24 protein-coding genes are annotated in these 26,284 nt (G+C 72.1%); 7 read left to right on the top strand and 17 right to left on the bottom strand.

Annotated features, from left to right (window positions below):
• Positions 1-55: 55 nt before the first annotated feature.
• From AB0O28_RS07360 to AB0O28_RS07335, 6 genes are all read right to left on the bottom strand, one after another.
• On the bottom strand, positions 56-1,120 hold the full coding sequence (locus AB0O28_RS07360; protein ID WP_363637318.1) for a methyltransferase: 1,065 nt from the start codon (positions 1,118-1,120) through the stop codon (positions 56-58).
• The gene (locus AB0O28_RS07355) at positions 1,113-2,378 is read right to left on the bottom strand and encodes a cytochrome P450 (RefSeq protein WP_363637316.1); all 1,266 of its coding nucleotides are present in this window, start codon (positions 2,376-2,378) and stop codon (positions 1,113-1,115) included. The genes AB0O28_RS07360 and AB0O28_RS07355 overlap by 8 nt, the downstream gene beginning before the upstream one ends.
• 198 nt (positions 2,379-2,576) lie before the next feature.
• The gene (locus AB0O28_RS07350; protein ID WP_363637314.1) at positions 2,577-3,932 is read right to left on the bottom strand and encodes a TfuA-like protein; all 1,356 of its coding nucleotides are present in this window, start codon (positions 3,930-3,932) and stop codon (positions 2,577-2,579) included.
• A gap of 52 nt (positions 3,933-3,984) precedes the next feature.
• On the bottom strand, positions 3,985-5,148 hold the full coding sequence (locus AB0O28_RS07345; protein WP_363637312.1) for a YcaO-like family protein: 1,164 nt from the start codon (positions 5,146-5,148) through the stop codon (positions 3,985-3,987).
• 115 nt (positions 5,149-5,263) lie between these two features.
• Complete coding sequence (locus tag AB0O28_RS07340) at positions 5,264-6,076, bottom strand: ABC transporter permease (RefSeq protein WP_363637310.1); 813 nt, start codon at positions 6,074-6,076, stop codon at positions 5,264-5,266.
• A 2-nt stretch (positions 6,077-6,078) separates the two neighbouring features.
• Positions 6,079-6,996 (bottom strand): ABC transporter ATP-binding protein, encoded by a 918-nt coding sequence (locus AB0O28_RS07335; RefSeq protein ID WP_363637308.1) that lies wholly within the window; start codon positions 6,994-6,996, stop codon positions 6,079-6,081.
• Positions 6,997-7,305: 309 nt separating this feature from the next.
• Between AB0O28_RS07335 and AB0O28_RS07330 the strand changes: the two genes are divergently transcribed.
• Positions 7,306-7,557: a LuxR C-terminal-related transcriptional regulator gene (locus tag AB0O28_RS07330; RefSeq protein ID WP_363637306.1), complete on the top strand. Its 252-nt coding sequence runs from the start codon at positions 7,306-7,308 to the stop codon at positions 7,555-7,557.
• Between the two features lie 78 nt (positions 7,558-7,635).
• Here the strand turns inward: AB0O28_RS07330 and AB0O28_RS07325 are convergent, their stop codons facing one another.
• The gene (locus AB0O28_RS07325) at positions 7,636-7,950 is read right to left on the bottom strand and encodes a hypothetical protein (protein ID WP_363637304.1); all 315 of its coding nucleotides are present in this window, start codon (positions 7,948-7,950) and stop codon (positions 7,636-7,638) included.
• Between the two features lie 112 nt (positions 7,951-8,062).
• A complete protein-coding gene (locus AB0O28_RS07320; RefSeq protein ID WP_363637302.1) occupies positions 8,063-8,914 on the bottom strand; it encodes a siderophore-interacting protein in 852 nt (283 codons plus the stop codon).
• Between the two features lie 175 nt (positions 8,915-9,089).
• Here AB0O28_RS07320 and AB0O28_RS07315 point away from each other — a divergent pair, with 175 nt between their 5' ends.
• The 3 genes from AB0O28_RS07315 to AB0O28_RS07305 all read left to right on the top strand — a co-directional run bounded on the left by AB0O28_RS07315 (position 9,090) and on the right by AB0O28_RS07305 (position 12,635).
• Positions 9,090-9,755, top strand: coding sequence for a GntR family transcriptional regulator (locus AB0O28_RS07315; RefSeq protein ID WP_363637300.1), 666 nt, complete (start codon positions 9,090-9,092; stop codon positions 9,753-9,755).
• Positions 9,756-9,802: 47 nt separating this feature from the next.
• Complete coding sequence (locus tag AB0O28_RS07310; protein WP_363637298.1) at positions 9,803-11,065, top strand: MFS transporter; 1,263 nt, start codon at positions 9,803-9,805, stop codon at positions 11,063-11,065.
• Positions 11,066-11,318: 253 nt separating this feature from the next.
• On the top strand, positions 11,319-12,635 hold the full coding sequence (locus AB0O28_RS07305) for a glycoside hydrolase family 6 protein (RefSeq protein ID WP_363638372.1): 1,317 nt from the start codon (positions 11,319-11,321) through the stop codon (positions 12,633-12,635).
• 90 nt (positions 12,636-12,725) lie between these two features.
• On the opposite strand, the gene AB0O28_RS07300 is transcribed toward AB0O28_RS07305, so the two are convergent.
• Positions 12,726-13,334 (bottom strand): TetR/AcrR family transcriptional regulator, encoded by a 609-nt coding sequence (locus AB0O28_RS07300; RefSeq protein ID WP_363637296.1) that lies wholly within the window; start codon positions 13,332-13,334, stop codon positions 12,726-12,728.
• Between the two features lie 226 nt (positions 13,335-13,560).
• On the opposite strand from AB0O28_RS07300, the gene AB0O28_RS07295 reads away from it, so the two are divergent.
• Positions 13,561-14,121 (top strand): hypothetical protein, encoded by a 561-nt coding sequence (locus tag AB0O28_RS07295; protein WP_363637294.1) that lies wholly within the window; start codon positions 13,561-13,563, stop codon positions 14,119-14,121.
• 114 nt (positions 14,122-14,235) lie between these two features.
• Here the strand turns inward: AB0O28_RS07295 and AB0O28_RS07290 are convergent, their stop codons facing one another.
• From AB0O28_RS07290 to AB0O28_RS07280, 3 genes are all read right to left on the bottom strand, one after another.
• Positions 14,236-14,604, bottom strand: a complete 369-nt coding sequence (locus AB0O28_RS07290) for an MmcQ/YjbR family DNA-binding protein (RefSeq protein ID WP_363637292.1) — start codon at positions 14,602-14,604, stop codon at positions 14,236-14,238.
• A 21-nt stretch (positions 14,605-14,625) separates the two neighbouring features.
• Positions 14,626-16,041 (bottom strand): MFS transporter, encoded by a 1,416-nt coding sequence (locus AB0O28_RS07285; RefSeq protein ID WP_363637290.1) that lies wholly within the window; start codon positions 16,039-16,041, stop codon positions 14,626-14,628.
• Between the two features lie 151 nt (positions 16,042-16,192).
• Positions 16,193-16,495, bottom strand: coding sequence for a hypothetical protein (locus AB0O28_RS07280; RefSeq protein ID WP_363637288.1), 303 nt, complete (start codon positions 16,493-16,495; stop codon positions 16,193-16,195).
• Between the two features lie 224 nt (positions 16,496-16,719).
• On the opposite strand from AB0O28_RS07280, the gene AB0O28_RS07275 reads away from it, so the two are divergent.
• On the top strand, positions 16,720-17,157 hold the full coding sequence (locus tag AB0O28_RS07275) for a Fur family transcriptional regulator (RefSeq protein ID WP_363637286.1): 438 nt from the start codon (positions 16,720-16,722) through the stop codon (positions 17,155-17,157).
• Positions 17,158-17,190: 33 nt separating this feature from the next.
• A complete protein-coding gene (katG, locus tag AB0O28_RS07270) occupies positions 17,191-19,422 on the top strand; it encodes a catalase/peroxidase HPI (protein ID WP_363637284.1) in 2,232 nt (743 codons plus the stop codon).
• Positions 19,423-19,489: 67 nt separating this feature from the next.
• On the opposite strand, the gene AB0O28_RS07265 is transcribed toward katG, so the two are convergent.
• The 5 genes from AB0O28_RS07265 to AB0O28_RS07245 form a co-directional block, all read right to left on the bottom strand.
• Positions 19,490-20,515, bottom strand: a complete 1,026-nt coding sequence (locus tag AB0O28_RS07265) for an alpha/beta hydrolase (protein ID WP_363637282.1) — start codon at positions 20,513-20,515, stop codon at positions 19,490-19,492.
• Positions 20,516-20,723: 208 nt separating this feature from the next.
• The gene (locus AB0O28_RS07260; RefSeq protein ID WP_363637280.1) at positions 20,724-22,724 is read right to left on the bottom strand and encodes an erythromycin esterase family protein; all 2,001 of its coding nucleotides are present in this window, start codon (positions 22,722-22,724) and stop codon (positions 20,724-20,726) included.
• A gap of 168 nt (positions 22,725-22,892) precedes the next feature.
• Positions 22,893-23,495, bottom strand: coding sequence for a hypothetical protein (locus AB0O28_RS07255; RefSeq protein WP_363637278.1), 603 nt, complete (start codon positions 23,493-23,495; stop codon positions 22,893-22,895).
• Positions 23,496-23,602: 107 nt separating this feature from the next.
• Positions 23,603-25,144 carry a protein kinase gene (locus AB0O28_RS07250; RefSeq protein WP_363637276.1) on the bottom strand — a complete coding sequence of 514 codons (1,542 nt, stop codon included), beginning with the start codon at positions 25,142-25,144 and terminating at the stop codon, positions 23,603-23,605.
• A gap of 309 nt (positions 25,145-25,453) precedes the next feature.
• Positions 25,454-26,284: endo-1,4-beta-xylanase (locus tag AB0O28_RS07245; protein WP_363637274.1), on the bottom strand; the 831-nt coding region annotated here is incomplete at its 5' end.

Raw genomic sequence — 26,284 nt, 5'->3', positions numbered from 1 at the left:
CCACTCCGACTTTCGTGCAGATGATGTTCACCCGAGCTTCGGCGGGCAGCGGAGCTCAGGCCGGTATCGCGACGAGGGCCCGGATCGCCGAGCCCCCCAGCGGGGGAGTCACCTCGGCCAGGCCGAAGCCGGCCGCGGCGAACAGGTCCCGGAACTCGGTCATCCCGCGTTCCCTGCCGCCGGTGTAGACGAGCATGGCGATGTCGCTCATTACGGCTCCTGCCGCCTCCGGCGTGCCGAGGCCTGACGGCATCACCGGCTCGAGCACGAGCAGGCGGCCGTCCGCCGCGATCGACCTGCGGCAACTGTGCAGAAGTGCGACGCAGCGCCGGTCGTCCCAGTCGTGCAGGACGCCCTTCACCAGCATGACGTCGCCCTCGGGCACGGCCTCGAAGAAGTCGCCGGTCTCGATGGAGCATCGGTCGGCCAGCCCCGCCCGCCGGAGCTCCTCCGCGGCGCCCGTCACCCCCTCGGCGGTGTCGAACAGGATTCCCTTGACGCCCGGGGTCGCGGCCAGCACCGCGGCCAGCAGCGAGCCGTTCCCGCCGCCGACGTCGACCACGGTTTGGGCGCCGGTGAAGTCGTACGCCATGGGGAGCGCGGGCGCGATCCGTTCGGTGCCCTCGCGCATCGCCCTGTTGAACACCGCCGACAGCTCCGGGTGGCGGGCGAGGTGGGCGAACAGCGGACCGCCGTGCACGTGGTCCCACGCCGCCTCACCGGTCCGCACGCTGTGGGTCAGCGCCCCCCATGCCCGCCAGGTGTCGGGGTCGCCGAGCAGCAGGAGGCTGGAGCGCATCGACCACGGATGGTCGGCGCGCAGCGGCTGCCCCTGCTCCGTCAGCCCGAACCACCCGGGCTCGCCCTCCTCCGCCACGCCCAGCACCACCAGCGCGCGGAGCAGCCGGTACAGCGCGTGCCGGTCCGATCCGGTCGACTCCGCGAGCCGTGTCACCGGTGCGGGTCCCTCCACCAGCAGGTCCGGCACCCCGAGCCGGACGGCCGCGTAGAGGATCTGCGAGGACGCGTACCCGAAGGCCATCCGGGACAGGTTCGCGTATCCCTCGAGGCCTCGTGGCCGGTCGCTCGGCGGTCGCTCACTCGGCGATCGGTCACTCATTGGCCGGTTCCTCTCGGCGTCCGACGGGTGTCTGGTGAGCGCGCAGCCGCAGCGGCAGGCGGCGTACGCCGTGCAGGAACAGGTCAGGCGTCCACTCCAGGCCGGCGGGGTCGACCGCCAGGGCGATCCCGGGAAAGCGGCGCACCAGCGCGCCGACGGCGGCGGCGGCCTGCAGCCGCGCCAGCGCCGCGCCGAGACAGAAGTGGGCGCCGTGACCGAAGCCCAGGTGGCGGTTCGGGTTGCGGCCGATGTCGAAGACGTCCGGCCGGGGAAAGACCGCCGGGTCGCGGTTGGCCGCCAGCAGCACCGGCACCACGATGTCCCCGCGGGGGATCACGGTCCCGCCGATCTCGACGTCGGCGAGGGCGTACAGCGGCCGGGAGTGCCCGACCGGGCCGTTGTACCGCAGCGCCTCCTCGACCATCGAACCGATCAGCTCCGGGCGCGCGCGCAGCCGCTCCAGCTCGCGGGGGTGCCGCAGCAGCTCCAGCACGCCGTTCCCGATCAGGTTGACCGTCGTCTCGTCCCCGGCGAGCAACAGCTGGAACACGCTGGAGACCAGTTCGACGCGGCCGATCGCGCCCGCCCGCTCGGCCTCGGCGAGCCGGGACAGCAGGTCCTCCCCCGGATGCGCCCGCCGCTCGTCGATCCTCTCGTTCGCGTACGCCATGAACTCGACGCCGGCGCGGCGCACCCGGAGCGGGTCTCCGCTGCCCACGATCTCGTCGCTCCACCCGCGCAGCCGGGCGCGGTCCTCGAAGGGCAGGCCGAGCAGCTCGGCGACGACCAAAATCGGCAGCGGCAGCGCCAGGTCCCCGATCAGGTCGGCCTCGCCTCCGGCGGCCGCCATGCCGTCCACCAGCTCGCCGGCGACCCGATGGACGTGCCGCTCCAGCACGGCCACCGTACGGGCGCCGAAGGCCGGCGCCATCAGCCGGCGTATGCGGGTGTGGTCGGGCGGATCGAGATGGAACACGTTGCGCCGCAGCATGGCCAGCGGGTCACGGCTCTCCGCCCGGCGGTGCGGCGCGGCGAGATCGGGGGGCAGCCGGTCGAGCTGGCGCCCGACGTCCGGGTCGAGCAGCGCGCGCTGCACGTCGGCGTACCGCGTCAGATACCACAGCACCCGGCCGCTCGCCGGGCTCACGTACCGGTAGACCGGCGCGTGCTCGCGCATGCGGTGGAACAACGGGTGGGGGTTCGTACGATGCCGCGCGGCCGCCGGGTCGAACGGCTGCTCGAGCGTGGTCGCGGTCATGCCCCTCTTCTCACGGGACGCGCCGGCGCTTCCGGACATGGCCGTCCGCCGGGGCGCACCCAGCCGGCGTCGGCGGCTCCCGTGCTCATGGTCGCGCTCGCCTCTCCACTCATGGTCGCGCTCCCCTCCTCATTCGCCACGCGGGCGGCCTCGTCCCCCGGCCCACCGCTCCACTCACTCGCCGGCTCGCCGCTCCGCTCATGGTCGCGCTCGCCGCTCGGCGGCACGCGCGTTCTGGACGTCGAGGGCGAAGAACCTCCTGACGGTGTGTCCCAGCTCCTGCATGCCGGTGAAGCCCCGCCGGGCCAGCTCGACCTTCGCCGGGGTCCCCTCGCGGTGCCAGTGGCGGAGGAAGATCTTCGCGCAGATCTCCGGCGGCGGGACGGCGAGCCTGCCGCGGGTCCGCTCCGCGGCCTCGTCGGCGCGGGCGACGATCTCGGACCACTCGCGCCAGTCGTCCGACTCCCTGACCCGTTCCAGGACGACCGGCCTCCAGTCTTCCGACTGCCAGCTCGGCCAGACCCGCACCATGACCAGCCGGAGCCGGTCGGCGGCCGGCAGAACGGCGAGCTCCGTTTCCGTGAGCCACGACGCGAGGACGGGCGGCAGGGCGGCGGGCTCGGCGACCCCGAGCCTCGCGCGGGCGTACGCCTCCAGGCCGAGGCCTTCCGCCGCGGCGAAATCCGTCAGCAGGCCGGTCAGCGCCTCCTCGTGCAGGCGGGGATAGTCGTCGCCGAACAACCGCCCGGCGTTCACGACGTCGAGGTCGGTCATCCACCTGCCCGGCGCGTACTCACGCCTCGACCGCCATTTGAGCGCCTCGTAGTGGGTGATCCCCGTCAGCACCGTGCCGGCCGCCCAGTCCGCGGACCTCTCGCCAGGCCTCTCGCCGGACCTCTCGCCGGGGCGCTCGCCGACCGCCCGCAGCGCCGCCATCGCGTCCAGCCGCTTGACGTCCCACTCGCCCGTGCCGATCAGCCGCTCCAGCGTCGCGAGGAAGGGGCGGTCGCCGGAGTCCACCGCCGCGTCCAGCTCGCGCCAGGTCCGCCGCATGAAGGGCAGCGCCTTCGCGGCCCGCACGATCCGCTCCCCGGCCGCCGCCGGGATCCGGCCGGTCCGCGCGCCCTCGCGACAGCCGTACCGGATGTTGACCAGCGCCGCCGTCCCGGCGGGGTATCCGCGGTCGGCCGGTCCGTGCACCACGGCGACCTCGTCGTCGCCGTCGACCTCGCCGAGCGCGTACATGTCGAAGACGGTCCCGGCGCCGCTCATTCCGTACGGGCTCAGCTCCGCCGCGCGCAACGCGCCCATGCTGGCCGCCCCGACGACGCGCACGCCCTCGTCGAGCAGCCAGAGGATCTCCTTGTGGCCCACCGACAGCCGTTCGCGGTAGTAGCCGTCGATGATGACGGCGGTGTCGCCGGGCCTCCAGGTCTCGGCGAGGAGGTCGCCCCGGGCCACGGGCGGCCGCACCCGCGCATGCGGCACGACGCTCAGGACCTCGTGACGGGAGATCGTCGGGCCGGCGTAGACGACCACGTTGTGCGAGCTCATCAGGACACCCTCACTCTCCGGAAAGCCCCGCTCATCGGGAAACCCCTGCTCATCAGAAGATCTCCGCGCAGACGCGGCTCCCCGGCGCCAGCACCCTGACAACGGGAACTCCGACGTCCTCCCTCGTCAGGTCGACGACGAGGGGTGCGTGGCAGAAGGCGACCGCGGCCCGCTTCACCACGTCCTCCAGGTCGTCGCCCAGGCTCTCGTGCGCGTGCATGGGCGATATCGGCGCACCGGCCTCCCCCACCGGCTCCGGCCGGCGCTTGGCGCCCAGGTCGTCCTGGATGTCGGGCCGCAGGTCGTCGCGCGCGCCCGAGACGTAGCCCAGCCTGGCCTGCGCGGCCTCGGTGAGGGCGCGGCTGAGCGCGATCTCCGAGCTCAGGTGGCAGCCGAAGCCCATGAACGGCGGAGGATAGTCGTCGCAGGTGATCCGGGCGACGAAGCACGGCAGCCCGGTCGGGGAGGTGAGGGACCTCGCCTCCAGGCGGATCCCGGCCCGCTCCATCGTCACGCACAGGTCGTCGACGACCGGCGACCCGAGCGAGCGCGGGTCGACCTGTACGCCCGGGTCGCCGCCGGTGACGAAGGCCGTCACCGCGTCCCGCTCGATCACCTCGTACAACGCGTGCAGGACGGCCTCCGCCCGCGTGTTCCCGCTGGCCAAGCCGTTGGTCGAGGAGAAGAACGCCGGCGGGTTCCAGCCCGTCCTGCGGATGAGGGTGAACTCCACCACGTCCCTCGGGACGAGGCACCGCGACCCGTCGGCGAGCGACCTGGCGGCGACCCAGTCCACCGGCAGGCCGTCGTGCAGCAGGGCCGGCGTGCACAGCGGCAGAGCGTGGACGTCGTAGCCCAGTTCCCCGGCCACCTCGCGGGGAGAGGCCGTGGTGACCGGCCGCATGGGCTGCTCCGCGTGCCAGAGCTCTATGGCCTCCATCATGGCGGACAGCTTCGCCAGGTCGGGGGTGGCGCCCTTCCCCTGGGAGACGGCGAGGGTCCGGGCGGTGGGCCGTATCGCCTGGAACGTCGGGATGCCGATCGTGTCGAGCATCGTGATGTCCGCGACCCGGGTGACGCCGGCTCTGCGCGCCGCACGGCCGGCCATCTCCAGCGAGGCGGCCGGGTCCCTGGCCCGGTCCGTCCCCGGCAACCGGACCTTCGACTGGTCGGAAAGGGAGAGGATCCATGAGTGGGAGGAGGTGTCTGTCCGCATCGTCCCCTTGCCCTGAACGAAGTGACTGCCGAAGTGATGCCGAGGTGAGGTGCCGGGATCGAGCCGGCGGGCTCAGATGTGGCCGGCTCGGTTGTTGCGGGCCCAGGTGGTGGGGTCAGATGTTGCCGGCGCGCTTGAGCAGGGCCCGTCCGCCCACGGCGTAGCCGACGGCCGCCATGACCGCGAGCACGAGCAGGTCCACCCATGCCTCGCCGAAGCCGAAGACCGCGGCGTCCCGCATGCCGTTGATGGCGTACGTCAGCGGGTTGACCACGGAGATCCACTGCAGCACGGTGGGCATGCTCTCGGTGGTGTACATCGAGGGGGCGCTGAAGACGAGAACGGGCATCGACACGTTCGACAGCACCATGAAGGCCTGGTAGTCCGTGATCGTGATCGCGGCCGCCAGGTACAGCCCGTTGAGCGCCAGGGCCGACAGCGTGAGCGCCGTCAGCAGCCCGAGCCAGTTCTCCGCGCCGAACGGGAGGTCGAACATGATCGCCGCGACGGCGAGGCCCAGCAGGGTCTGCCCCAGCACGAGCGACACTCCGGCGATCATCTTGCCGAGCAGGAAGCGCGACCTGCGCATGGGGTAGGACCACAGCTGCGTGGCCACCCCGCTCATCTCCTCCTGGAACACGGCCATGGCGGACGTGCCCGCCGCGCTGACGACCGACATCGCCAGCGTCATGGGGAGCAGGAAGACCGCGAACCCGACGCTGACGCCCTTGTAGTCGACGACCCTGACGAGGTTGCTCAGCGAGGTGTTCACGAGCAGCAGGTACACCAGCATCGGCGTCAGGCCGAGGATGAGGTAGACCCGGTTGCGGGCGAGCAGCGCGTACTCCCGGTAGAGCACCGCGGACAGGTCCGCCGCCCTCGCGGTGCGGGCGGGGGGCGCGGTGTGGAAGTGCAGCCCGGCGGCCATCGTCACCCCTCGTTCCCGGTCATCCGGAGGAAGACCTCCTCGAGCGAGTCCACGGCCGTCGACACTCCGGTGATCGCGATCCCGTGGTCCTGACAGTATCGGGACAACTCCGGCAGCACGTCCCGCACGTTCGCGTCGTCGATGCGCACCTCGTCGTCCTCGGCCTTCGCCCTGAGCCCGGCGGACTCCGCCCAGGCGGCCACCAGGGCGCCCGAGGCGGGGTCCTCGACGGTCACCAGCAGGTGGGTGCTGCCGAACTCCTCCACGAGTTCGCGCGGCTTGGCGAAGCGCAGCACCTTGCCCCGGTCGACGACCAGGACGCGCTGGCTGTTGCGCTCGAGTTCGTCGATGTGGTGGCTGGTCCACAGCACGGTCACGCCGTGCTCCTCGCGCAGCCACGTCACGAAGCGCTCGATATGGCGCCGTCCCGCGACGTCCAGGCCGGCGGAGGGCTCGTCGAGGATGAGCAACTGCGGGATGGTGAGCAGCGCCCGAACCAGTTGCAACCGCTGCCGCTGACCACCCGACATCTGGAAGACCAGGCGCTGCATCGCACCGGTGAGGCCGAGGAAGTCGGCCACCTCCGACGCCCACGGCCGCACGTCGCGCCACCGCAGCCCACGGAACCGGGCGGCGATCCGCAAATTGTCGAGCGCCGGCAGCATCATGTCGAACGGGCCGGTCTGGTGCATCGCGCCGATGCCGCTCTTCGCGAGGACGGGCTGGCGCACCGGATCGGCGTCGAAGACCCGGATCTCACCGGAGGTGGGGGTGGTGACTCCGCAGATCATCTTGATCAGTGTCGTCTTGCCGGCGCCGTTGGGGCCCAGGAGTCCGACGGTCTCTCCCCGGGCGATCTCGAAGGAGACGCCGTCCACGGCCGGTTTCTCGCTGCCCCGATAGCGTTTGGTCAGCCCCACGGCCGTCACGACATCTCGCAACACAGCCTGCCCTTCACTTCGCCCTCCCGCTGTCGGTGTGCTCCTGAGCGATGTGAGCGGCTCTCCGCTCGTCCCCGGCCTCGCCGTAACGCGTCGCAGGTCGAGTATGAGCCGGGGACGAGCAGGTAACACAACCCCACAAACGTGGGCTACCGACGCGGCCGGGAGGGCCGTAACCGGGGCCATGGTCAGGCCATACCGATCGTTAAGCGCCCCTTTCTAGGGTCGCCGCAAAGGGACCCGACCAGGTTCTCTTTCATCGAACGGCGATCCGACCCGGGACTGCACATGGACCCTGTTTCCGACGGCCTGATAAATGATCGCGACAGATGGCTGATCGTCATGCTGGCCAGGGGCTACACGACGACGAGGATCGCCCGTGAGATGCACCTGAGCCGATACACCGTGGCGGAGCGGATCAGCAAGCTGCTCGTCCAGTTCGCCTGCAGCAACCGCAGTCAGCTCGTGGCCTACTTCTACGCGCACCGGCTCCTGAACGTCGGCATCTGGCCGCCCAGCGTTTCCGGGGTCGTCGGATAGGCCGGGCACGGCGGACCCCGTCCTGCCGGGGTGAACCGCCGGCCGGCCACCGTGCCCGACCCGGCCCTCCGGGCCCCGTCAGCGGCTGGACGCCGTCGCCTCGGGCGACGCGCCGGCGGACGTCGACGCGGGCGACGCGGGCGCGGACGGCGTGGCCGAGGGTTTGACGGGTCCCGCCGTCGACGCCGGCGGCGAGGTGTTCGCCGCAGGCGTGGCCGTGTTCGTCGCGCCGACAGAGGTGAACACCAGCACCCCGGTCGCCACGGCCACCACCGCCACGACGGCGGCGGCGGCGTACGTGATCCTGCGCACCAGCCGCCTGCGCTCCTCGCGCCGTCTGGCCTCCTCGCGCCGCATGGCGGCGCGCATGCGCTTCACCTTCCGCTGTGACATGAGCACTCCCGAGAACGCTCACCGAGACATCGTCGGGCGTCACCATAGCCGCGAGCGCATAACGGGGATCTAAAACGGCCCGCACCCGGCGGGCCGGCGCGGACGCCCCGGGTCAGCCGCCGAGGGCGGCGGACTCCTCCTCCTCGATGCCGCGGTTCCACTCCCGCTTGGAGGACTGCCAGCCGTCCTCGTCACGGCCCCGCCGCCAGTAGCCGGAGATCGACAGCTGCTCCAGGGGAAGGCCGCGTTCCACGCGCAGGTATCGCCGCAACTCCTTGACGAAGTTCGCCTCACCGTGGACGAAGGCGTGCACGACGCCCGCGGGGAACTCCAGCTCCCGCACCGCCCGCACCAGCGCCTCGCCCACCTGCCCGCCTCGGCGGTGCAGCCACACGATCTCCGCGTCGCCCTCCGTCGGCAGCTTCTGCTCCTCCTCCGGGTCCTCCACCTCCAGGAACACCCGGGCGGGGGCCCCGGCCGGGAGCCGCTCCAGGGCGGCGCCGATCGCCGGAAGAGCGCTCTCGTCCCCTGCCAGCAGGTGCCAGTCCGCCTCCGCGCTCGGCGCGTACGCCCCGCCGGGGCCCAGGAAACGGATCACGTCACCCGGCCGGGCCCGCAGCGCCCAGGGGCCGGCCAGTCCCTCGTCGCCGTGGTAGACGAAGTCGACGGTCAGCTCCCGCGCACCCGGGTCCCAGGCCCGCACGGTGTAGGTCCGCGTCTTCGGCCACTGGTCGCGCGGCAGCTCGGCACGGATCACGGCCATGTCGAACGGCTCCGGGTAGGCCACTCCCGGCAGCGGGAACAGCAGCTTCACGTAGTGGTCGGTGAACTCGCCCGCACCGAACCCGGCGAGCCCCTCACCGCCGAGCACCACGCGGATCATGTGCGGGGTCAGCCGCTCGGTACGCACCACCACGCCCGTGGTCACGGGGGGCGTGCGCCGCGCCGGTTCGGTCGTCGCCATCGGAAATCCCTTCGTCAGATTCTTAGGTAAGCCTAACTTCTCCGGAGGACCCCGTCACCGCGCCGCCCTGGCCGGTGCGGGGCCGGACGCCGGGAACGGGGACCGTCCGCGGCGCGTCCGCCCGGCGCACACCCCCATAGATACAAGCTTGTATCCATACTGCTAGGCTCCTCACATGGCCGATCCCGCGAAACGCCCGTCCGCCGCCCACACCGCGTACGCCGTGACCAAGGAGCTGATCCTCTCCGGCGAGCTGCCGGGCGGCAGCCTCATCAGCGAGGGTGAGATCGCCGAGCGGGTACGCGTGAGCAGGACGCCTGTCCGGGAGGCCTTCCTGCGGCTGGAGTCGGAGGAGCTGCTGGCGCTTCACCCCAAGCGCGGCGCGGTGGTGGTGCCGGTGCCGCCGGGAGAGGCGGCGGACGTGCTGGAGCTGCGGCTGGCGCTCGAACGGTCCGCCGCGGAGCGCATCGCGCGAGACGGCCTGCCGGATGAACACCACACGAAGATGCGAGAGCTGCTGCGGCGTCAGCGGGCCCTGGCCGAGGCCGCGGACATCGGCGGATTCGCCGAGGCGGACGAGTCGTTCCACCGCTGCATCGTCGAAGCGTCCGGAAACCGGCTGGCCGGCCGGTTCTACGCCACGCTCGGCGACAGGCAGCGGCGGATGAGCATCTCCGCGCTGCGCCCGCGGCCCGAGCGGCTGTCCCTGCTGGCCGACGAGCACGAGGCCCTCCTCGAGCACCTCCTCGGCGGCGACGCCGCCGCCTTCGCCTCGGCCCTGCTCGGTCATCTCACCGCGACACACGGCTCGCCGTACACGGCGGGCCGCGACGACCGCTGAGACGCGTCCTCCTCACGCACGATCCCTGTGAAGGTCCGACCCTCCCCATGCACGAAACCCAGCAGGCCGTCTCGCCGCCTGCCTCCGCACACACGTCAGACTCCTGGCTGGCCGTCGCCGTCGCGATGTTCGCCTGTGGCTGGGGCGGCAACCAGTTCACCCCGCTGCTGCTGATGTACCGCCGGCTGGGCGGCTACTCCACGCTCAGCGTCGACGCCTTCCTCGGCGCGTACGTCGTCGGGCTCGTGCCGGGGCTCCTGCTCGCCGGGCCCGTCTCCGACCGGCGCGGGCGACGTCCCGTGCTCGTGGCCGGCGCCGTCGCCTCCGCCGTGGCGAGCCTGGTGCTCTGCTTCGGCGGGCAGAGCGCCTGGCCCATCTACGCGGGCAGGCTGATCACCGGCCTCGCGGTCGGCATCGCCATGTCGGTGGGCAGCAGCTGGGTGAAGGAGCTGTCGGCCGGGGCGGACGGCGGGCTCGCCGCACGCCGCGCCGCACTGTGCCAGACGGCCGGATTCGGGCTCGGCGCCGGTGTCGCGGGGGTGCTGGCCCAGTGGGGGCCGTGGCCCATGGTGAGCCCGTACGCCGTCCACCTTCTGCTCACCGTGGCGATACCCGTGCTGCTTCTGCGGGTGCCCGAGACACGGCCGCCGCTCTCACACGGGACGGGTTCGGTCCGGCGGCTCCTCGCGACGCTGGTGAACGATCTGCGTGTCCCCGCACCGGCACGCAAGCGGTTCCGGCTCGTGGTCCTGCCGATGGCGCCGTGGGTGTTCGGCGCGGCCGGACTCGCGTACGCGGTCATGCCCCAGCTGGTCGGCTTCCGTGTCGGTGACTGGGGACTCGCGTACGCGACCGGACTGACCGTGCTGACCCTGGGCACGGGGGCGGCCGTGCAGCCCGTGGCCAGGAGGTTGCAGGGCGAGGCCGGATCGCGCGCCGGACGGGCTCCGGTGGCGGCGATGGCGGTGATGCTCCTCGGCGCGGCGCTGTGCGCGGCGAACGCGGTGCTGCTGTCGCCGTGGCTCGCGGCCGTCGCGGCGTCCGCCCTGGGGGCCGGCTACGGCATCGCCGTGGTGTCCGGGCTGCTGGAGATCCAGCGCATGGCCGGCCCGGACGACCTGGCCGGCCTGACCGGTGTCTACTACACGCTCGCCTACGCGGGCTTCCTGCTCCCCACCGTGCTGGCGACCCTGTCGGCGTGGCTCTCCTATCCGGTCATGCTGACGGCGGTGGCCGCCGTGGCCCTGGTCTGCCTGGGCCTCGTCATGACCGGCGCCCGCGTCACGAAGCCGGCCGCCCCGATGCCATGAGGACCGATGCCATGAGGACCGGTGCCATCCTGAGGACGGCACGCCGCCACGCGTGAAGCTTTCATGAGGCGGGACGCGGCGGCATCGGGCGGCGCGGACGTTCGCCGAGATCAGAACGGGTGACCGCTCCCGGGCGCTCACCCGCGCGCGGCGGACGGTCCGATCCAACGCTGTACGAGCCCGCCCGGCGAGTGGATCGTGCGTGGTGACGAAGTCACTCACACGTCACCGGACGAGGAGGCACGGCGTGGCGATGCGTCTGGGAACGCGTCTCATGGCGACGATCGCGGCGGCGATCCTCCTGCCGGTCCTCACGTCCGTCCCGGCGACGGCGGACGCCCGCGTCGACAATCCCTACGTGGCCGCCCGCGGCTACGTCGATCCCTGGTGGTACGCGTGGGCCAGGGCCCAGCCCGGCGGGGCGCCGGTGGCGACCAGTTCGACCGGTGTCTGGCTCGACCGGGTTTCCTCCATCGAAGGAACCGCCTCCTTCCCCGGGCTGCGCGCGCATCTGAACCAGGCCGTCCTGCAGGCCGGCGGCTCGGGGCCGCTCACGATCCAGATCGTGCTGAACGACCTGCCGGACCGCAACTGCACCCACCTGGTGTCCAACGGGGACTTCAGCCTGGCGTCCGACGGCCTGAACCGCTACCGGAACGAGTACGTCGACCCGATCGCCGGGATCCTGGCCGACCCGGCCTACCAGCGGCTGCGCATCGTGGCGATCGTCGAGCCCGACTTCCTGCCCGGTCTGCTCGCGCCCGCCATCACCAGCCGCTGCGCCGCCGTACAGGCGAGCGGCGCCTACCCCGAGGCGCTGCGGTACGCGGTGAACCGGCTGCTCGCCATCCCCAACGTGTACGTCTACCTCGACGCCTCCCATCACGGCGTCGTCGGCCATCCGGACAACTTCGGCCGGGCCGCCGGCCTGCTCGCGAGCATCGTGGGCGCGGCCGGAGGAGCGCCTTCACCCGTGCACGGCTTCACGGTGAACGTCGCCGGCTACGGCGCCCTGGTCGAGCCGTACTACAACACCCACATGGGCCTGCCGGTGAAGACCTCACGATGGGTCGCCGGGAACGATTACGTGGACGAGCTCTCGTTCGCCCAGGCGTTCCGGCAGCGGCTCATCGCGGCCGGCTTCGCTTCCGACATCGGCATGGTGATCGACACCTCGCGCAACGGCTGGGGTGGCCGGCGCCGCCCGGTCCACACCAGCACCGTCGGCGACGTGAACCGGTTCGTGGACGAATCCCGCACGGACCGCCGCCACAGCGTCGGCAACTGGTGCAACCAGGCCGGCGCCGGGCTCGGCGAGCGACCCCGTGCCATCCCCGCCTCCGGCATCGACGCGTACGCCTGGATCAAGCCGCCGGGTGTCTCCGACGGCTCCAGCGTGAACGTCACGGCTCCGGACGGCACCCGGCACGACCCGATGTGCGACCCCGCATACCTCCAGGTGAACAACGGAAACGTGCCCGGCGGGGCGCTCCCGGACGCCCCGGCGGCGGGGCAGTGGTTCGAGGCGCAGTTCCAGGAACTTCTCACCAACGCCTACCCGCCGCTGTGAGACACCGGCCTGAGGGAAACACCGCCGCCGCGCCGTCCGGCCGGCGCCCGCGGGCAGGGCTCGGCCGCTCCTGAGCGGAGGCCTGCGGCTTCAGGCGCCCTCCGGTCCGTCGTAGTCGGTGGCGGCATGGACCTGCAGGAGCCTCTCGACCCCGCGAAGGAAGGTCTCGCAGACCAGCACCGGGTCGAACAGGCAACCGGCGGCCATGGCGCCGTCGCGCATCATCACGAAGTGGCGGGCAGCGGGCTCGGCGCCGGTCTCCTGGATCCTCGCGAGCAGTTCCGTGACGGTTTCCAGGAACCAGTGGCGGTGGGCGAGCACGGCCTTGTGCACCGGCGACTCCGGGTCGGGATACTCGGCGGCGGCGTTGAGGAAGGCGCATCCCCGGAAGCCGGGGGACCGGATGCCCTGGGCGATGGACTCGCTGAGGGCCCGGATGGTGCCGGCGGCCGGTAGTCCGGCGGCGACGGCCTCGTCCGCCTGACCCCGAATGGCTCGGTCGACCTCGTCCAGATAGGCGAGGACGAGGTCTTCCTTGCCCGGGAAGTGCCGGTAGAGAGTGGCCCGCGTCACCTGCGCTTCGGCGACGATGCGATCGATGCCGACGGCATGGATGCCCTCCGCGTAGAAGAGCCGGGTGGCCGTGGTGAGCAGCCGGGACCGCGCTTCGGACGGCCGGCCTTCGGATTGGCTGGGCATACCACCACCTTAGCGGATAGAACGTTCGGTCTTGACAGTCTGCGCGACAGGTTGCCATGCTGTGCCCAAGACAGAACGATCGGTCTAGCTAAGACGGCCCGGCAGCGGCTCGTCGTGCTGACGTACGCATCAATGGCCGGCGTGACCAGGGGCGTCGCATCGAGAGAACCGACCGCGAGCCGCGCTGAACCGCTTTCCGCATCGCTCATCCACCGAAAGGATCACCATGAGCACTATCACCGCTTCGCCCGGTATGTCCGCAACCGTGTCCGCACTGCGGCGGCTGTACTTCGTCCGGTTCGCGTTCGCCATCGTCTGGGCCCTCGTGATGTTCACGACCGCCTCGAACCTGGGTGCGCTCGCGGTCACTCTGCTCGTGCTCTACCCGCTGTTCGACGTGGCCGCCGCCATCGCCGACGCCCGCGCGTCGCGCACCACCGGATCACCCGCCCTGCTGTACGTGAACATCGTGGTCAGTCTGATCACCGCCGTCGGCGTGGCCGTCGCCTGCGCGTCCGGTATCCCGGCGGTGCTGCGGGTGTGGGGTGCCTGGGCGGTCGTGGCCGGACTGGTCCAGCTGATCGTCGGTGTCACTCGCCGCACGATGGGCGGCCAGTGGCCGATGATCATCAGCGGCGGCATCTCCGTACTCGCCGGCGCGTCGTTCGTCGTCGGCGCCTCCGCGGACAGCCCGACGCTGATCAACGCGGCGGGGTACGCCATCCCCGGCGGCGTCTTCTTCCTCATCTCGGCCTTCCGTCTCGGCCGCGCCGCGAAGGGAAACTGACCATAGCCGATGCCACAGTGCGGGCAGGCGCGGCAGCACGGGCCAGACGCGCGTACGAGGGTGCGGTGACACGGGCCGCCCCGGACGCCGAGCCCGGTGCGGGGTCGCCGATGGTCAGGCGTTCGCCGGCGGTTCGCCGAGGAGCCGGACCAGGCGTTTCGGCGCGATCAGCCGGTAGCTGTCCTCGATCAGCCCGGCGATCTCGTCCCAGTCCTGCTCGGCGTCCAGGCGCGCGCCCACCCAGCCGTTGCGGCCGACGTACGGCGGGACGAAGAAACGCTCCGGATCCGAGGTCACGAGTGCCTCCTGCACCCCCGGCCCGGCCTTGAACGTCAGCGACCGCCCGTCCTCACCGGTCATCGCGAACAACCTGTCGCCGACGCGGTACGAGGGCGCGGTGTGGCCCCCGAACGGCTTCTCCACGGCCTCCGGCAGGCTCAGGCAGATCTCCCGGAGCCGGGCCGCCACATCCTCAGCGCTCACGCGGGCCCCTTCGCACGATCGTCATGACCGACCAGGGTAGGGGCCGCCCCCCGGCCCCACCACCCGGCTCGAAGCGGTGAGGGCGGCGAGCAGCGCCACTGCCGCCAGGATGGCCGCCGCGGCGCGGCCGCCCGCCTCGTGGGAGACTCCCGCGAGATGCAGGGCCAGGGTCACCGCGGCGATGCCGAGCGCCGTGCCGATGCCCCGGGCCATGTTCACCATGCCGCCGGCTGTGGCCGACACCCGTTCGGGGACGGCGGCCATGACGGCGGTGTTGTTGGCGGGCACGAACAGGCCGAGACCGGCGCCTGTCAGCGCCAGGCAGGCCCCGGCCCAGCCCTCGGCGGCGGGATCCGCGGCCAGCAGCGCGCAGCCGGCGGCCGCCGCCACGGCGCCGACGACGCACCTGCGCCGGTCGTCCCAGACACGGGGCAACAGGTGGTCGCCCATCAGGGCGCTCGCCGCGAAGCCCCCGGGCAGCGCCGTCAGGACCAGGCCGGCGACCAGCTCGCCGGTCCCACCGGCCACGAGGACCTGCGGGATCGACACCAGCGGGCCGAACAGCACCAGGTAGCCGCCCAGCGCTCCGGCGAGCCCCGCCGTGACGACGCGGCCGCGGAGCAGGACGGTGTCGATGAGAGCGGACGGGACCCCCGCCTCCCACCGCCAGAAGCCGATCGCGGCCCCGGCGGCGGCGGTGAGCAGAACGGGCACCGACCAGGACGGCAGGTCCAGGCCCGAGAGCACGGAGGCGGCGAGCAGCAGGGCACTGGTGGAGGCCGCGAGCAGGACCAGTCCCGGCCAGTCGAAGCGGCCGCCCCTCCCCCGTTGCCGCGTGCGCGGCAGCAGGTAACGTCCGGCGATCACGGCCGCGCAGCCGACCGGCACGTTGATCCAGAACACCCACCGCCATCCCGCCGTGGCGACCAGCACTCCGCCGAGGGCAGGCCCCAGGGCCAGGCCGAGTGCCTGGGCCGCCGCCTGCATGCCCAGGCCGGTCCGCATCCGCGCCCGGGGGACGCTCGACACGACCAGGGCCACACTGTTGGCCTGGAGCATCGCCGCGCCCGCCGCCTGCACCAGCTGGCCGGCCACCAGCACCGCCAGGGACGGCGCCAGCCCGCAGGCGGCCGAGGCGGCGGTGAACACGACGAAGCCGTAGAGGTAGACCAGCTTGCGGCCGGCCACGTCGGCGAGCCTTCCGGCCCCGGCCAGCAACGCGACCAGCACCAGCAGATAGCCCAGGGACACCCACTGCACGGCCGCCAGCGAAGCGCCGAACTCCCGTTCCAGCGCCGGGAAGGCCAGGGTGACGATGCTCGCGTCCAGCTGTCCCATGAACGCGCCGATGCACACCGCGCCGACCGCGAACCAGGGGGCGTACGGATGCTCGCGCACGCGGTGGGGGCGGCGCGACTCCCTCAGCAGATCACGCATCCTCCGACCCCTGCACCCACCCTATCCCCGCAGGTGGGGACCGCATGGCACGGCTCAGCCTGCACTGCCCCGCCCGAACGGCAGGCGGTGCCGCGAACCCCGGCCGCGTCGTCCGCTCCCCGCGGGGAAGCCCCGGCCGGAGGGTGTCCGCCTAGTGGTCATCCCAGTGACCGTCGTGGTGCATGTGGTGGTGCCCGTCGTGGATGTAGTCGACGTGGTCGCCGTGCGGCACGGCCACGTGCCCGCACCCCGGCCCGTGCTCGTGGTCGTGCGCGTCGTGGACGACGTGCCCGCTCACCTCGCATTCGTCGACATGGTTCTCGTGAACCCGGTGCAGGTGGCCGTCGTGGACGTAGTCCACGTGGTCGCCGTGCGGAACCGCGACATGGCCGCATTCGGCCCCATGATGATGATCGTGTTCCGTGTGCGGGTGGTGCTTGATCGTTGTGGACATGGGGGGATTCCCCTTTCCGAGAACCGCGGACTGGTGCGTAGGTACCCTCACGCGTACGCCGGAGGCGGCACCTCGACCGGCTTTTGCGCAAGCCGACGGGAGGATCTACCCGGGCGCGGCACGCCGGACCGCCGCGAGCCGGACGGTCGTTACCTGAGGCGGCCATAAGATTGGTTCATTCACTCTCTTGAATCAATCGTGTTTATGACTGTATGGTGAACGCCATGATCGCGCCCAGGACCCCGACCACCGCCGAGGAACTGCGCGGGGCCGGCCTGCGAGTGACGGCCGCCCGCGTCGCACTGCTCGAGACCGTCCGCAGCGGTGACCACCTCGACGTCGAGACGATCGCCTCCGGGGTGCGCGATCGCGTGGGCCATGTCTCCCTGCAAGCCGTGTATGAGGCTCTCCACGCCCTCACCGCGGCGGGACTCGTACGCCGCCTCGAACCGGCCGGCAGCCCGGCCAGGTACGAGGGCCGCGTCGGCGACAACCACCACCACGTCGTGTGCCGATCGTGTGGTCTCGTCGCCGACGTCGACTGTTCGGTCGGCGAGGCGCCGTGCCTGACCGCGTCCGACGACCACGGCTTCACGATCGACGAGGCCGACGTCATCTACTGGGGCCTGTGCCCCGGCTGTTCGAACGCCCGCACTACCTGAGCCCCATGATCCGCCTAGTGCAGAAGGATTGCCTTGACTGAGAACCACGACGCAATCGTTGTCGACCCGAAGACGGAGGGCGAAGGCGGCTGCCCGGTCGCGCACACGCGCGCCCCGCATCCGACTCAGGGCAGCGCCAACCACCAGTGGTGGCCGGAGCGCCTCAACCTGAAGATCCTCGCCAAGAACCCCGCCGTGGCCAACCCCCTCGGTGAGGACTTCGACTACGCCGAGGCGTTCTCGTCCCTCGACCTCGCGGCGGTCAAGCGGGACATCGCGGAGGTGCTGACGACCTCGCAGGACTGGTGGCCCGCCGACTTCGGCCACTACGGCCCGCTCATGATCCGGATGGCGTGGCACAGCGCGGGCACCTACCGCATCAGCGACGGCCGCGGCGGCGCCGGCTCGGGCCAGCAGCGCTTCGCCCCGCTCAACAGCTGGCCGGACAACGGGAACCTCGACAAGGCCCGCCGCCTGCTGTGGCCGGTCAAGAAGAAGTACGGCAAGAAGATCTCCTGGGCCGACCTCCTGATCCTCACCGGCAACGTCGCCCTGGAGTCGATGGGCTTCAAGACCTTCGGCTTCGCCGGCGGCCGGGTGGACGCCTGGGAGCCCGACGACGACGTCTACTGGGGCCCGGAGACCACCTGGCTCGGCGACGAGCGCTACAGCGGCGACCGTGAGCTGGAGAACCCGCTCGCCGCGGTCCAGATGGGCCTCATCTACGTCAACCCGGAGGGCCCGAACGGCAACCCGGACCCGATCGCCGCGGCCCGCGACATCCGTGAGACGTTCCGCCGCATGGCGATGAACGACGAGGAGACCGTCGCCCTGATCGCGGGTGGTCACACCTTCGGCAAGACCCACGGCGCGGGTCCCGCCGACAACGTCGGCCCCGACCCCGAGGCCGCCCCCATCGAGCAGCAGGGCCTGGGCTGGAAGAACAGCTACGGCACCGGCAAGGGCGGCGACACGATCACCAGCGGTCTCGAGGTCATCTGGACGCCCACCCCGACCACGTGGGACAACACCTTCTTCGAGGTCCTCTTCGGCTACGAGTGGGAGCTGTTCAAGAGCCCCGCCGGCGCCAACCAGTGGCGGCCGAAGGACGGCGCCGGGGCGGGCACCGTCCCCGACGCCCACGACCCGTCGAAGCGTCACGCCCCGACGATGCTGACGACCGACCTCGCGCTCCGGTTCGACCCGATCTACGAGCAGATCTCGCGGCGCTTCCTCGAGAACCCCGACGAGTTCGCGGACGCCTTCGCCCGCGCGTGGTTCAAGCTGACCCACCGCGACATGGGCCCGGTCGCGCGCTACCTCGGCCCGGAGGTCCCCTCCGAGGTGCTCCTGTGGCAGGACCCGCTGCCGGAGCGGACGTACGAGCTCGTCGACGCCGCCGACATCGCCGCCCTCAAGGACCAGATCCTCGCCTCGGGCCTGTCGGTGTCCCAGCTCGTGTCCACCGCGTGGGCCTCGGCCGCGTCCTTCCGCGGCAGCGACAAGCGCGGCGGCGCCAACGGCGCGCGCGTCCGCCTGCAGCCGCAGATCGGGTGGGAGGTCAACGACCCCGACCAGCTCGCGACCGTGCTGCGCACCCTGGAGGGCGTCCAGCAGTCGTTCAACGCCGCCCAGACCGGTGGCAAGCAGGTCTCCCTCGCCGACGTGATCGTGCTCGCCGGGTGCGCCGCCGTCGAGAAGGCCGCCAAGGACGCGGGCGTCGACGTGGAGGTCCCCTTCACGCCGGGCCGCGTGGACGCGTCGCAGGAGCAGACGGACGTCGAGTCGTTCGCCGCGCTCGAGCCGACCGTCGACGGGTTCCGCAACTACTACGGGAAGGGCAACCGCCTGCCGGCCGAATACCTGCTGGTCGACCGGGCGAACCTGCTGAACCTCAGCGCCCCGGAGATGACGGTCCTCGTCGGCGGCCTGCGCGTCCTGGGCGCCAACCACCAGCAGTCGAAGCTCGGCGTCTTCACCGAGACCCCCGAGGTCCTGACCAACGACTTCTTCGTCAACCTGCTCGACCTGGGCACGGAGTGGAAGTCGACCTCGGAGGACCAGAGCACGTTCGAGGGCCGCGACGCCGCCACGGGCGAGGTCAAGTGGACCGGCAGCCGGGCCGACCTCGTCTTCGGGGCGAACTCCGAGCTGCGCGCGGTCGCGGAGGTCTACGCCAGCGACGACGCCAAGGAGAAGTTCGTGCAGGACTTCGTCAAGGCGTGGGACAAGGTGATGAACCTCGACCGGTTCGACCTGGTCTGAGCATGACATGACGTCCGGGCCGGCCCACACGGGCCGGCCCGGACGTTCGCCGTTTCAGGCGGCCCATTCACGCGTGCAGGGAGGCGAGCCAGCCGGTCAGGATGTCGTTGACCTCGTCTCGGCGTTCCTGCTGGATCCAGTGGCCGCAGCCGTCGAGTACGCGCGAGGAGACCAGGCCCGGCAGCGTGACCGGGTAGGCCGCGACGGCGTCCGCCATCCAGGTGGTGGAGGCGTCCAGCGCGCCGCCGATGAACAGCGACGGCTGTGTGATGGGGGCACCGTCGAAACCGGCGAGGTCCTCCCAGTCCCGGTCCATGTTCCGGTAGCGGTTCAGCGCCCCGGTCATGCCGGTCCGTTCGAACTCCGCCGCGTACGTGTCGAGATCGTCCGCGCCGAGCCAGGCGGGCGGCCGGCCGGAGGGGAAGCGGTCGCGCAGCCTTCCGCCCCGGGACACGAAGTGCGGGTCCGGGGCACCGGCGGAGGGCATGGTGTCGGCGGACAGGGCGGCGTAGAAGCCGGCGAGCCAGCCGCGGACGTCCGGCTCGATCTCGCTCTCGGCCCGGCCGGGCTCCTGGAAGTAGCCGACATAGAACTCCTCCTCCCCGCCCATCCGCGCGAACACCTCGCTGGGCCGCGGCCCGCCGCGCGGAGCGTACGGCACGCTCAGCAGACCGACCGCGCGGAAGACCTCGGGCCTCACGAGGGCGGAGTTCGCGGCGATGGTCGCGCCCCAGTCGTGGCCCACGATCACCGCGGTCCGCTCGCCCAGGGCGTGCACGACCGCGACGTTGTCCTCGACCAGCTCCAGCATCCGGTACGCGGCCACGTCCCCGGGCTTGGAGGAGCGGCCATAACCCCTGACGTCCAGGGCGACGGCCCGGTAACCGGCCGCGGCCAGCACCGGCAGTTGGTGACGCCACGAATACCAGGACTCGGGAAACCCGTGCACCAGCAGCACCAGCGGTCCGGAGCCCTGCTCCACCACGTGGATGCGACCGGCGGGAGACGAGACCAGACGATGTGTGACCGCCGCGGCGGGAGCGGGCTGCGCCATCGATCCTCCAAAGTTCCTGGTGGTTCCTGTGAGGATCATGCGCCGGACCGTGGCGCCGCCGCGAATCGTGTTGCCGGTCCGGCAAATCGCTCCCGGCGCCGCGTCAAGGGGCCGGTCGAGGCGACCGGCCCCTGGCGTTCGCCGAGCCGGCCGCACGGCCACCACACAGGGGACCTCGGGAACAGGTTCTCCGGCCGGAAGGAGTCGCTCCGCGTGCCGTCGCTCCTCCGCCCCCGCCGTCCAGGTCTCAGACCGCCACCGGGTAGGTCTCGGGGACCTCTCCGCGCTCCCAGCGGGCCGTACGCTCCAGCGGCTCCAGCGCGCCGGTCTCGTCGATGTGGATCACCGCGTCGAACTGGTCGGGCAGGCGGGTCTGGAAGTAGTGGCTCTGCCGCTCCGTGCCGGGACGGTAGACGACGCCGATGGCCCGTTCGAGCAGCGCCCTGCGCAGCAGGTCGGCCGCGCCGGCCGCACGCGCGAGGTCGACCACGAACTCCTTGTGCCCGACCTCGTGGAACAGCTCCTCGACCGAGCCGGGCAGCGCCGGTCGCACGTTCTTCCGCTCGGCCGGGCGGCCCCAGTCGTCGGCCGCCGTGACGGTGCCGGTGTAGGTGGTGAAGCCGATGAGCCGGCAGTCCTCCGGGTTGTGCTCGCGCACCAGCCGGCCGAGGTTGAGTTCGCCGCGCGCGCCCATCTCCGTCGCCCGCGCGTCGCCGAGATGGGAGTTGTGCGCCCACACCACGATCCTCGCCGGCTCGCCGCGCTGCCAGCCGAGGTGCTCGGCCAGCGCGAACAGGGTGTCGGCCATGTGCCGGTCGCGCAGGTTCCACGACGACACCCGGCCGCCGAACATCGTGCGGTAGTACCGCTCCGCGGCCGCCACCACCGCGGCGTTCCGCTCGGCGTGGAAGAACTCGTCCTCGCCGAGCAGTCCCTGTGCCCGCTGGTAGCGCAGCGCGTTGCGCTGGAGGTCGACGAGCTGGTCGATCACCCGCCGCTCGCACGACTCCCCGGCGCCGAAGGCCGCGGCGAAGCCGTACGCCTGCCCGTCGTCTCCGTCGCTGTGGTCGAAACAGGAGTAGCGTTCGCGGGCCCGTTCCGCCGCGCCCGGGTCCACCTCCTCCAGGTACGCGACGACCTCGTCGGCCGACCGGTGCAGGCTGTAGAGGTCGAGCCCGTAGAACCCGGCCCGCGCCCGCTCGCCGAGCCGCTCGTTGTGCTCGCGCAGCCACCCGGCGAACTCCAGCACGTCCGCGTTCCGCCACATCCACGCGGGGAAGCGCTGGAAGCCGCGCAGCGCCTCCTCGGCGGTCGCGTCGTCGCCGCGCCCACGGACGTACCGGTTCACCCGGTACGCGTCGGGCCAGTCGGCCTCCACCGCCACGGCGACGAAGCCCTTGTCCTCGATGAGCCGCCGCGTCATCCGGGCACGCGCGGCGTAGAACTCGTGGGTGCCGTGCGACGCCTCGCCGATGAGCACGAACCGCGCGTCGCCGACGATGTCGAACAGCACCTCGTCCGGCGGGACGCCGTCCTGCGCGGGCGCGAGCACCGAGCGGAGGATCGCGAGGTCGGTCCTGGCGGGCGGGGCTCCGGCCCGCGCCGAGGCCGCCGCGCGGAGGAGTCTGCGCACCTCCTCGTCGGCGGTCTGGGTGAAGTGCCAATACGACTCCCCCACCGAGAAGAACGGCGTGGGCGTGGTCGCGCAGACGACCTCGTCCACCAGAGCGGACAGCTCCTGGCAGGTGGACTCGGGCGCGGCGGGCACGGCGACCACGATCCGGGCCGGCTCCCGCCGCCGGACCCCGCGGACGGCGGCGCGCATGCTCGCCCCGGTCGCGAGGCCGTCGTCGACCACGATGACGATCTTGCCGCGCAGATCCGTGGCCGGCGTGTCACCCCGGTAGCTCCGCTCCCGCCTCGCCAGCTCGCGGGCCTCCCGTTCGGCGACCTGCCGGACGGTGTCGGACCGGAGGCCGAGCCCGCGCACGACGTCCTCGTCGAGCACGATCACTCCGCCACCGGCGATCGCTCCCATCGCGAGCTCCTCGCGCCCGGGCGTGCCGAGCTTACGCACCAGGAACAGGTCGAGCGGATGGCCCAGCGCGGTCGCCACCTCGTACGCCACCGGCACGCCGCCGCGCGGCAGACCGAGAACGACGACGCCGGGCAGCCCGCGGTAGTGGTTGAGGAGTCCCGCGAGCACCCGGCCCGCGTCCCGGCGATCCGAAAACAGGCGATCAGTCATGAGCCTCGCCTCCCGGTCGCGCAGCCGCATACCCCCGTCCGACCGGCGCAAACACACCGTGATCACGAAATCGGTGCGCCTGCGGAGATCGGTCTGCCTCCTCCCGCGCGCCCGGCATTGCGAGGAGGACGGGGCTCCTGGCAGCCGTCGAGGCGGGCGCCGGGGCGGCTACTCGTCGTCGTCGCCCGAGCTGCGAAGCTCCTCGTACATGTCCCTGCACTGCTTCGTACGCATGTCGTCCGGGGCGCAGAGCCGCACGTCCAAGTCCAGGTCGACCGTGCGCTGACGACCGGCGGAGGTGTAGAAGACGCGGACGCCCCCGGCTCGCGCGGTGGCGTCGCCGGTTTTCCCGTACTGCAGGCCCAGCTCCGTGAGGAGTCCGTCGTGGTCCCTGTCGCCGCAGGGCGTTGTGACGGCGGGACTGCGGGCCGGGAAGCCGAGCTCGGTCAGAGGCCGTTCTTCCTCGCCGAGCATGGCACGCGTGCGGCTCTGCAGCCGGGAGGAGAACGCCTGCAGGACGATGCCGCCGCTCGGTCTGATCAGGTCGACCTTGTCGATGGTGACCGAACCGAGCCGGTCAAGGCACATCACCCAGCCTCCCAGGGAGTAGGGCCGGTGGGCCACGGTGTCGGGCAGGATGACGCCGATCGAGGCGGTATCGCCCGTGTCGGGGTCTTCGTCGAGGAGCAGCCGCGGGCCCTGCCCCGCACACCCGGCCGTCATGACCGCGATGACGACGGTCGGGAGGACCCGGCGAATGAGGACACGCATGGCGGAACCTTCTACCCCGATCTCCTCGTCATCACTACTCGTGCGCTCCGGCGATACGCGAGGCGGGCCCGGTCTGCCCCGGTGGGCGAAGGAACACGGCCCGGCGGTCAGCGGTACGTGTAGCAGTAGTTCGACTTGCCCTTGAACCGGTGGAAGGCCCGCTGGTCGTGGTATCGCCAGCGGCAGCCGGCGTCACGCTGCCCCTGGCTGAGATACATCGTGTCGCCCTTCCGCTTGACGCAGTACGCGCCGGGCGTGGGCGTCTCGCGGTATTCGACCCACTCCCAGCCGAGGCTCACGCAGTAGTCGGTGAAGTGTCCGGGGCCCAGCTCCGCGAGCCGCCTGGCCGGCGTGGGCGAGGGCTTCGCCGGCTTCGACGCCGGAGAGTCCGCCGGGACCGGCGCGGTCGTCTTCGAGCGGCGGACGGTCGGCCGTGCGGTGACCGTCCTCGTCGGGGCCGGCCGGGTGGTGTCCGGCCTGGCCGTGGACCGGCTCACCCGCGGCCGGTGCGAGGAGGCGGGCGACGCGGATCGCGAGGCGGCGGTGGGCGACGGGGCACCCGACGGAACGGAGGCGTCGTCGGCGGCCGGGGAGGCGGCAGGGGCCGTGCCCGCCGCCGCCGCTCGCTCCGTCGCGGCGGCGCCGCTCCCCCCGGACGGCAGACGCACGGACGGCAGCAGCGCCACGGCGGCGGCCGCCGTGACCGCCACCGCCACGACCACCGCGGCGACCGCCGCCCGGACCCGGCGGCGCCGGCCGCCACCCGGCACGGTGACCGGGCCCGGCCCGCGGGACGACCCCGGCGGACCGGCGGGTGCGACCGGCGCCGCCGCGGCCCGCGGATCGTGATGTGGACGGACGAGGCGGTCGAGGATCTCCCGGGCGGTCGGGCGCCGTCCCGGGTCCTTGGCGAGGCACCCGGCGAGCAGGTCGCGCAGCGGCGCCTCTATCCCCTCCAGGTCGGGTTCCCGGTGCAGGATCCTGTTGATGATGGCGGGGATCGCGTCGGCGCCGAACGGCGCGCGGCCGGTGGCGGCGAACGCGATGGTGGACGCCCAGGCGAACACGTCGATGGCGAAACCGAGCTCGCCCGCGGTGAACTGCTCGGGCGCCATGTAGGCGGGCGTTCCGACGACCTGGCTGGTCATCGTGCTCGTGGCGGCGAGGGCACGGGAGATCCCGAAGTCGATGACCCGCGGCCCGTCCGGTCCGATGAGCACGTTCTGCGGCTTGAAGTCCCGGTGGAGGACCCCGGCGTCGTGCAGGGAGACCAGAGCGGTGGCCGTGGCGATGGCGAGCCGTTCGAGCGCGCCGCCCGACAACGGCCCCCGCGCGGCCACCACCTGGTTCAGCGCGGGCCCCTGGACGTACTCGCTCACGATGTACGGCCGGCCGCCCTCCATGCCGGACTCCAGCACCTGGGCCGTGCAGAACCGGGCCACTCGGCGGGCGACCGCCACCTCGCGGGAGAAGCTCTCGAGGGCCGCGGCGTCCCGGCCGAGCCGCGCGTGGAAGAGCTTGACGGCGACGAGCTCGCCCGATTCCGACTCGCCGAGATAGACGACGCCCTGTCCTCCCTCGCCGATCCTGCCGGTGATGCGGTAGGAGCCCAGGCGTTCGGGGTCGCTCGGCTCCAGCGGCTGGGGCATGACTCTCCGGGGGGCGGGGACACGTACGGGACTTCCAGTATCCCGCTGGAGATCGACGACCTGACCGGGTTCGGAGAGATGCCCGGAAAGCGTGGCAGAACGGGTTCGTGTGAAGCGCGGTGGACCGGACGGGCCGGCGGTCGCGATCGTGGCGGAGGTGCCGCACAGGCGGCACAGGCCGGAGAACGGCCGCGGCCCGCGAACCGGCCGCCGCCGGTCGCGGTCTCGCCTGCGGGGCACCCCCGCGGGTGGCGGGGGTGCCCCTGCACGCTCCTCCTGGTCAGGAGCGCGTCATCGCGGTTCCACCGGTCAGGAGGCGCCGCACGTCAGGGTCGGCGTCTCCGCGCTGCCGTTGGCGACGAAGCCGAAGGTGGTGGTGCCGTTGGCGGCCAGCGTGCCGTTCCACGACTCGTTGCGCACGGAGACCGAGGCGCCGGATCCGGACTTGAGACCGCCCCACAACTGGGTGATGGACGGGGAGCCGGACCAGCTCCAGTTCACCGTCCAGCCGCTGACCGCCGAGCCGCCGGCGCGGACCGTGACCTCGGACTGGAATCCGCCCGGCCAGGAGTTCACCGTACGGATCGTCGCACTGCATCCGCCCGGCTCCGGCGAGTTCTCGGGCGACGGGCTCACCGGCGGGGTGGGACTCGGGCTGACCGGCGGGTTCGGGCTCGGGCTGACCGGTGGGGTGGGGCTGGGCGAGGTGTTCGGGGTGGCGGCGTTGAGGGCGTTCAGCACCGAGGTGTAGGCGGCCTTCTTGTTGCCGTTGCCGTCGAACAGCAGCGGGGTGTCGCCCGAGCGCCAGGAGTCGCTGTCGCGTACGCCCCACACGGTGATGCCGACGCACCTCGGGACGGCCAGGCAGTCGTTGACCACGTTGGCGTAGGTCGTGGCCGAGGCGCCCTGGATGTCCAGCTCGGTGATGGCCACGTCCACGCCGAGGGCGGCGAAGTTCTGCAGGGTGGTGCGGTAGTTGCCCGGGTAGGGGCTGCCGCTGTTGAAGTGCGACTGCAGGCCGACGCAGTCGATGGGCACGCCGCGCTGCTTGAAGTCCTTGACCATGTTGTAGACGCCCTGCGTCTTGGCCCAGGACCAGTTGTCGATGTTGTAGTCGTTGTAGCAGAGCTTGGCCGCGGG

It is taken from the genome of Microbispora sp. NPDC088329 (assembly GCF_040685655.1).
Taxonomy (GTDB): domain Bacteria; phylum Actinomycetota; class Actinomycetes; order Streptosporangiales; family Streptosporangiaceae; genus Microbispora.
This window is presented reverse-complemented; position numbering and strand designations above follow the sequence as displayed.

Bases quoted from the DNA above. Each gene is read 5' to 3' on its own strand.
- AB0O28_RS07360 (WP_363637318.1), bottom strand. From the start codon at position 1,120: ATGAGTGACCGATCGCCGAGTGAGCGACCGCCGAGCGACCGGCCACGA.
- AB0O28_RS07355 (WP_363637316.1), bottom strand. From the start codon at position 2,378: ATGACCGCGACCACGCTCGAGCAGCCGTTCGACCCGGCGGCCGCGCGG.
- AB0O28_RS07350 (WP_363637314.1), bottom strand. From the start codon at position 3,932: ATGAGCTCGCACAACGTGGTCGTCTACGCCGGCCCGACGATCTCCCGT.
- AB0O28_RS07345 (WP_363637312.1), bottom strand. From the start codon at position 5,148: ATGCGGACAGACACCTCCTCCCACTCATGGATCCTCTCCCTTTCCGAC.
- AB0O28_RS07340 (WP_363637310.1), bottom strand. From the start codon at position 6,076: ATGGCCGCCGGGCTGCACTTCCACACCGCGCCCCCCGCCCGCACCGCG.
- AB0O28_RS07330 (WP_363637306.1), top strand. From the start codon at position 7,306: ATGGACCCTGTTTCCGACGGCCTGATAAATGATCGCGACAGATGGCTG.
- AB0O28_RS07325 (WP_363637304.1), bottom strand. From the start codon at position 7,950: ATGTCACAGCGGAAGGTGAAGCGCATGCGCGCCGCCATGCGGCGCGAG.
- AB0O28_RS07320 (WP_363637302.1), bottom strand. From the start codon at position 8,914: ATGGCGACGACCGAACCGGCGCGGCGCACGCCCCCCGTGACCACGGGC.
- AB0O28_RS07315 (WP_363637300.1), top strand. From the start codon at position 9,090: ATGGCCGATCCCGCGAAACGCCCGTCCGCCGCCCACACCGCGTACGCC.
- AB0O28_RS07310 (WP_363637298.1), top strand. From the start codon at position 9,803: ATGCACGAAACCCAGCAGGCCGTCTCGCCGCCTGCCTCCGCACACACG.
- AB0O28_RS07305 (WP_363638372.1), top strand. From the start codon at position 11,319: ATGCGTCTGGGAACGCGTCTCATGGCGACGATCGCGGCGGCGATCCTC.
- AB0O28_RS07300 (WP_363637296.1), bottom strand. From the start codon at position 13,334: ATGCCCAGCCAATCCGAAGGCCGGCCGTCCGAAGCGCGGTCCCGGCTG.
- AB0O28_RS07295 (WP_363637294.1), top strand. From the start codon at position 13,561: ATGAGCACTATCACCGCTTCGCCCGGTATGTCCGCAACCGTGTCCGCA.
- AB0O28_RS07285 (WP_363637290.1), bottom strand. From the start codon at position 16,041: ATGCGTGATCTGCTGAGGGAGTCGCGCCGCCCCCACCGCGTGCGCGAG.
- AB0O28_RS07280 (WP_363637288.1), bottom strand. From the start codon at position 16,495: ATGTCCACAACGATCAAGCACCACCCGCACACGGAACACGATCATCAT.
- AB0O28_RS07275 (WP_363637286.1), top strand. From the start codon at position 16,720: ATGATCGCGCCCAGGACCCCGACCACCGCCGAGGAACTGCGCGGGGCC.
- AB0O28_RS07265 (WP_363637282.1), bottom strand. From the start codon at position 20,515: ATGATCCTCACAGGAACCACCAGGAACTTTGGAGGATCGATGGCGCAG.
- AB0O28_RS07260 (WP_363637280.1), bottom strand. From the start codon at position 22,724: ATGACTGATCGCCTGTTTTCGGATCGCCGGGACGCGGGCCGGGTGCTC.
- AB0O28_RS07255 (WP_363637278.1), bottom strand. From the start codon at position 23,495: ATGCGTGTCCTCATTCGCCGGGTCCTCCCGACCGTCGTCATCGCGGTC.
- AB0O28_RS07250 (WP_363637276.1), bottom strand. From the start codon at position 25,144: ATGCCCCAGCCGCTGGAGCCGAGCGACCCCGAACGCCTGGGCTCCTAC.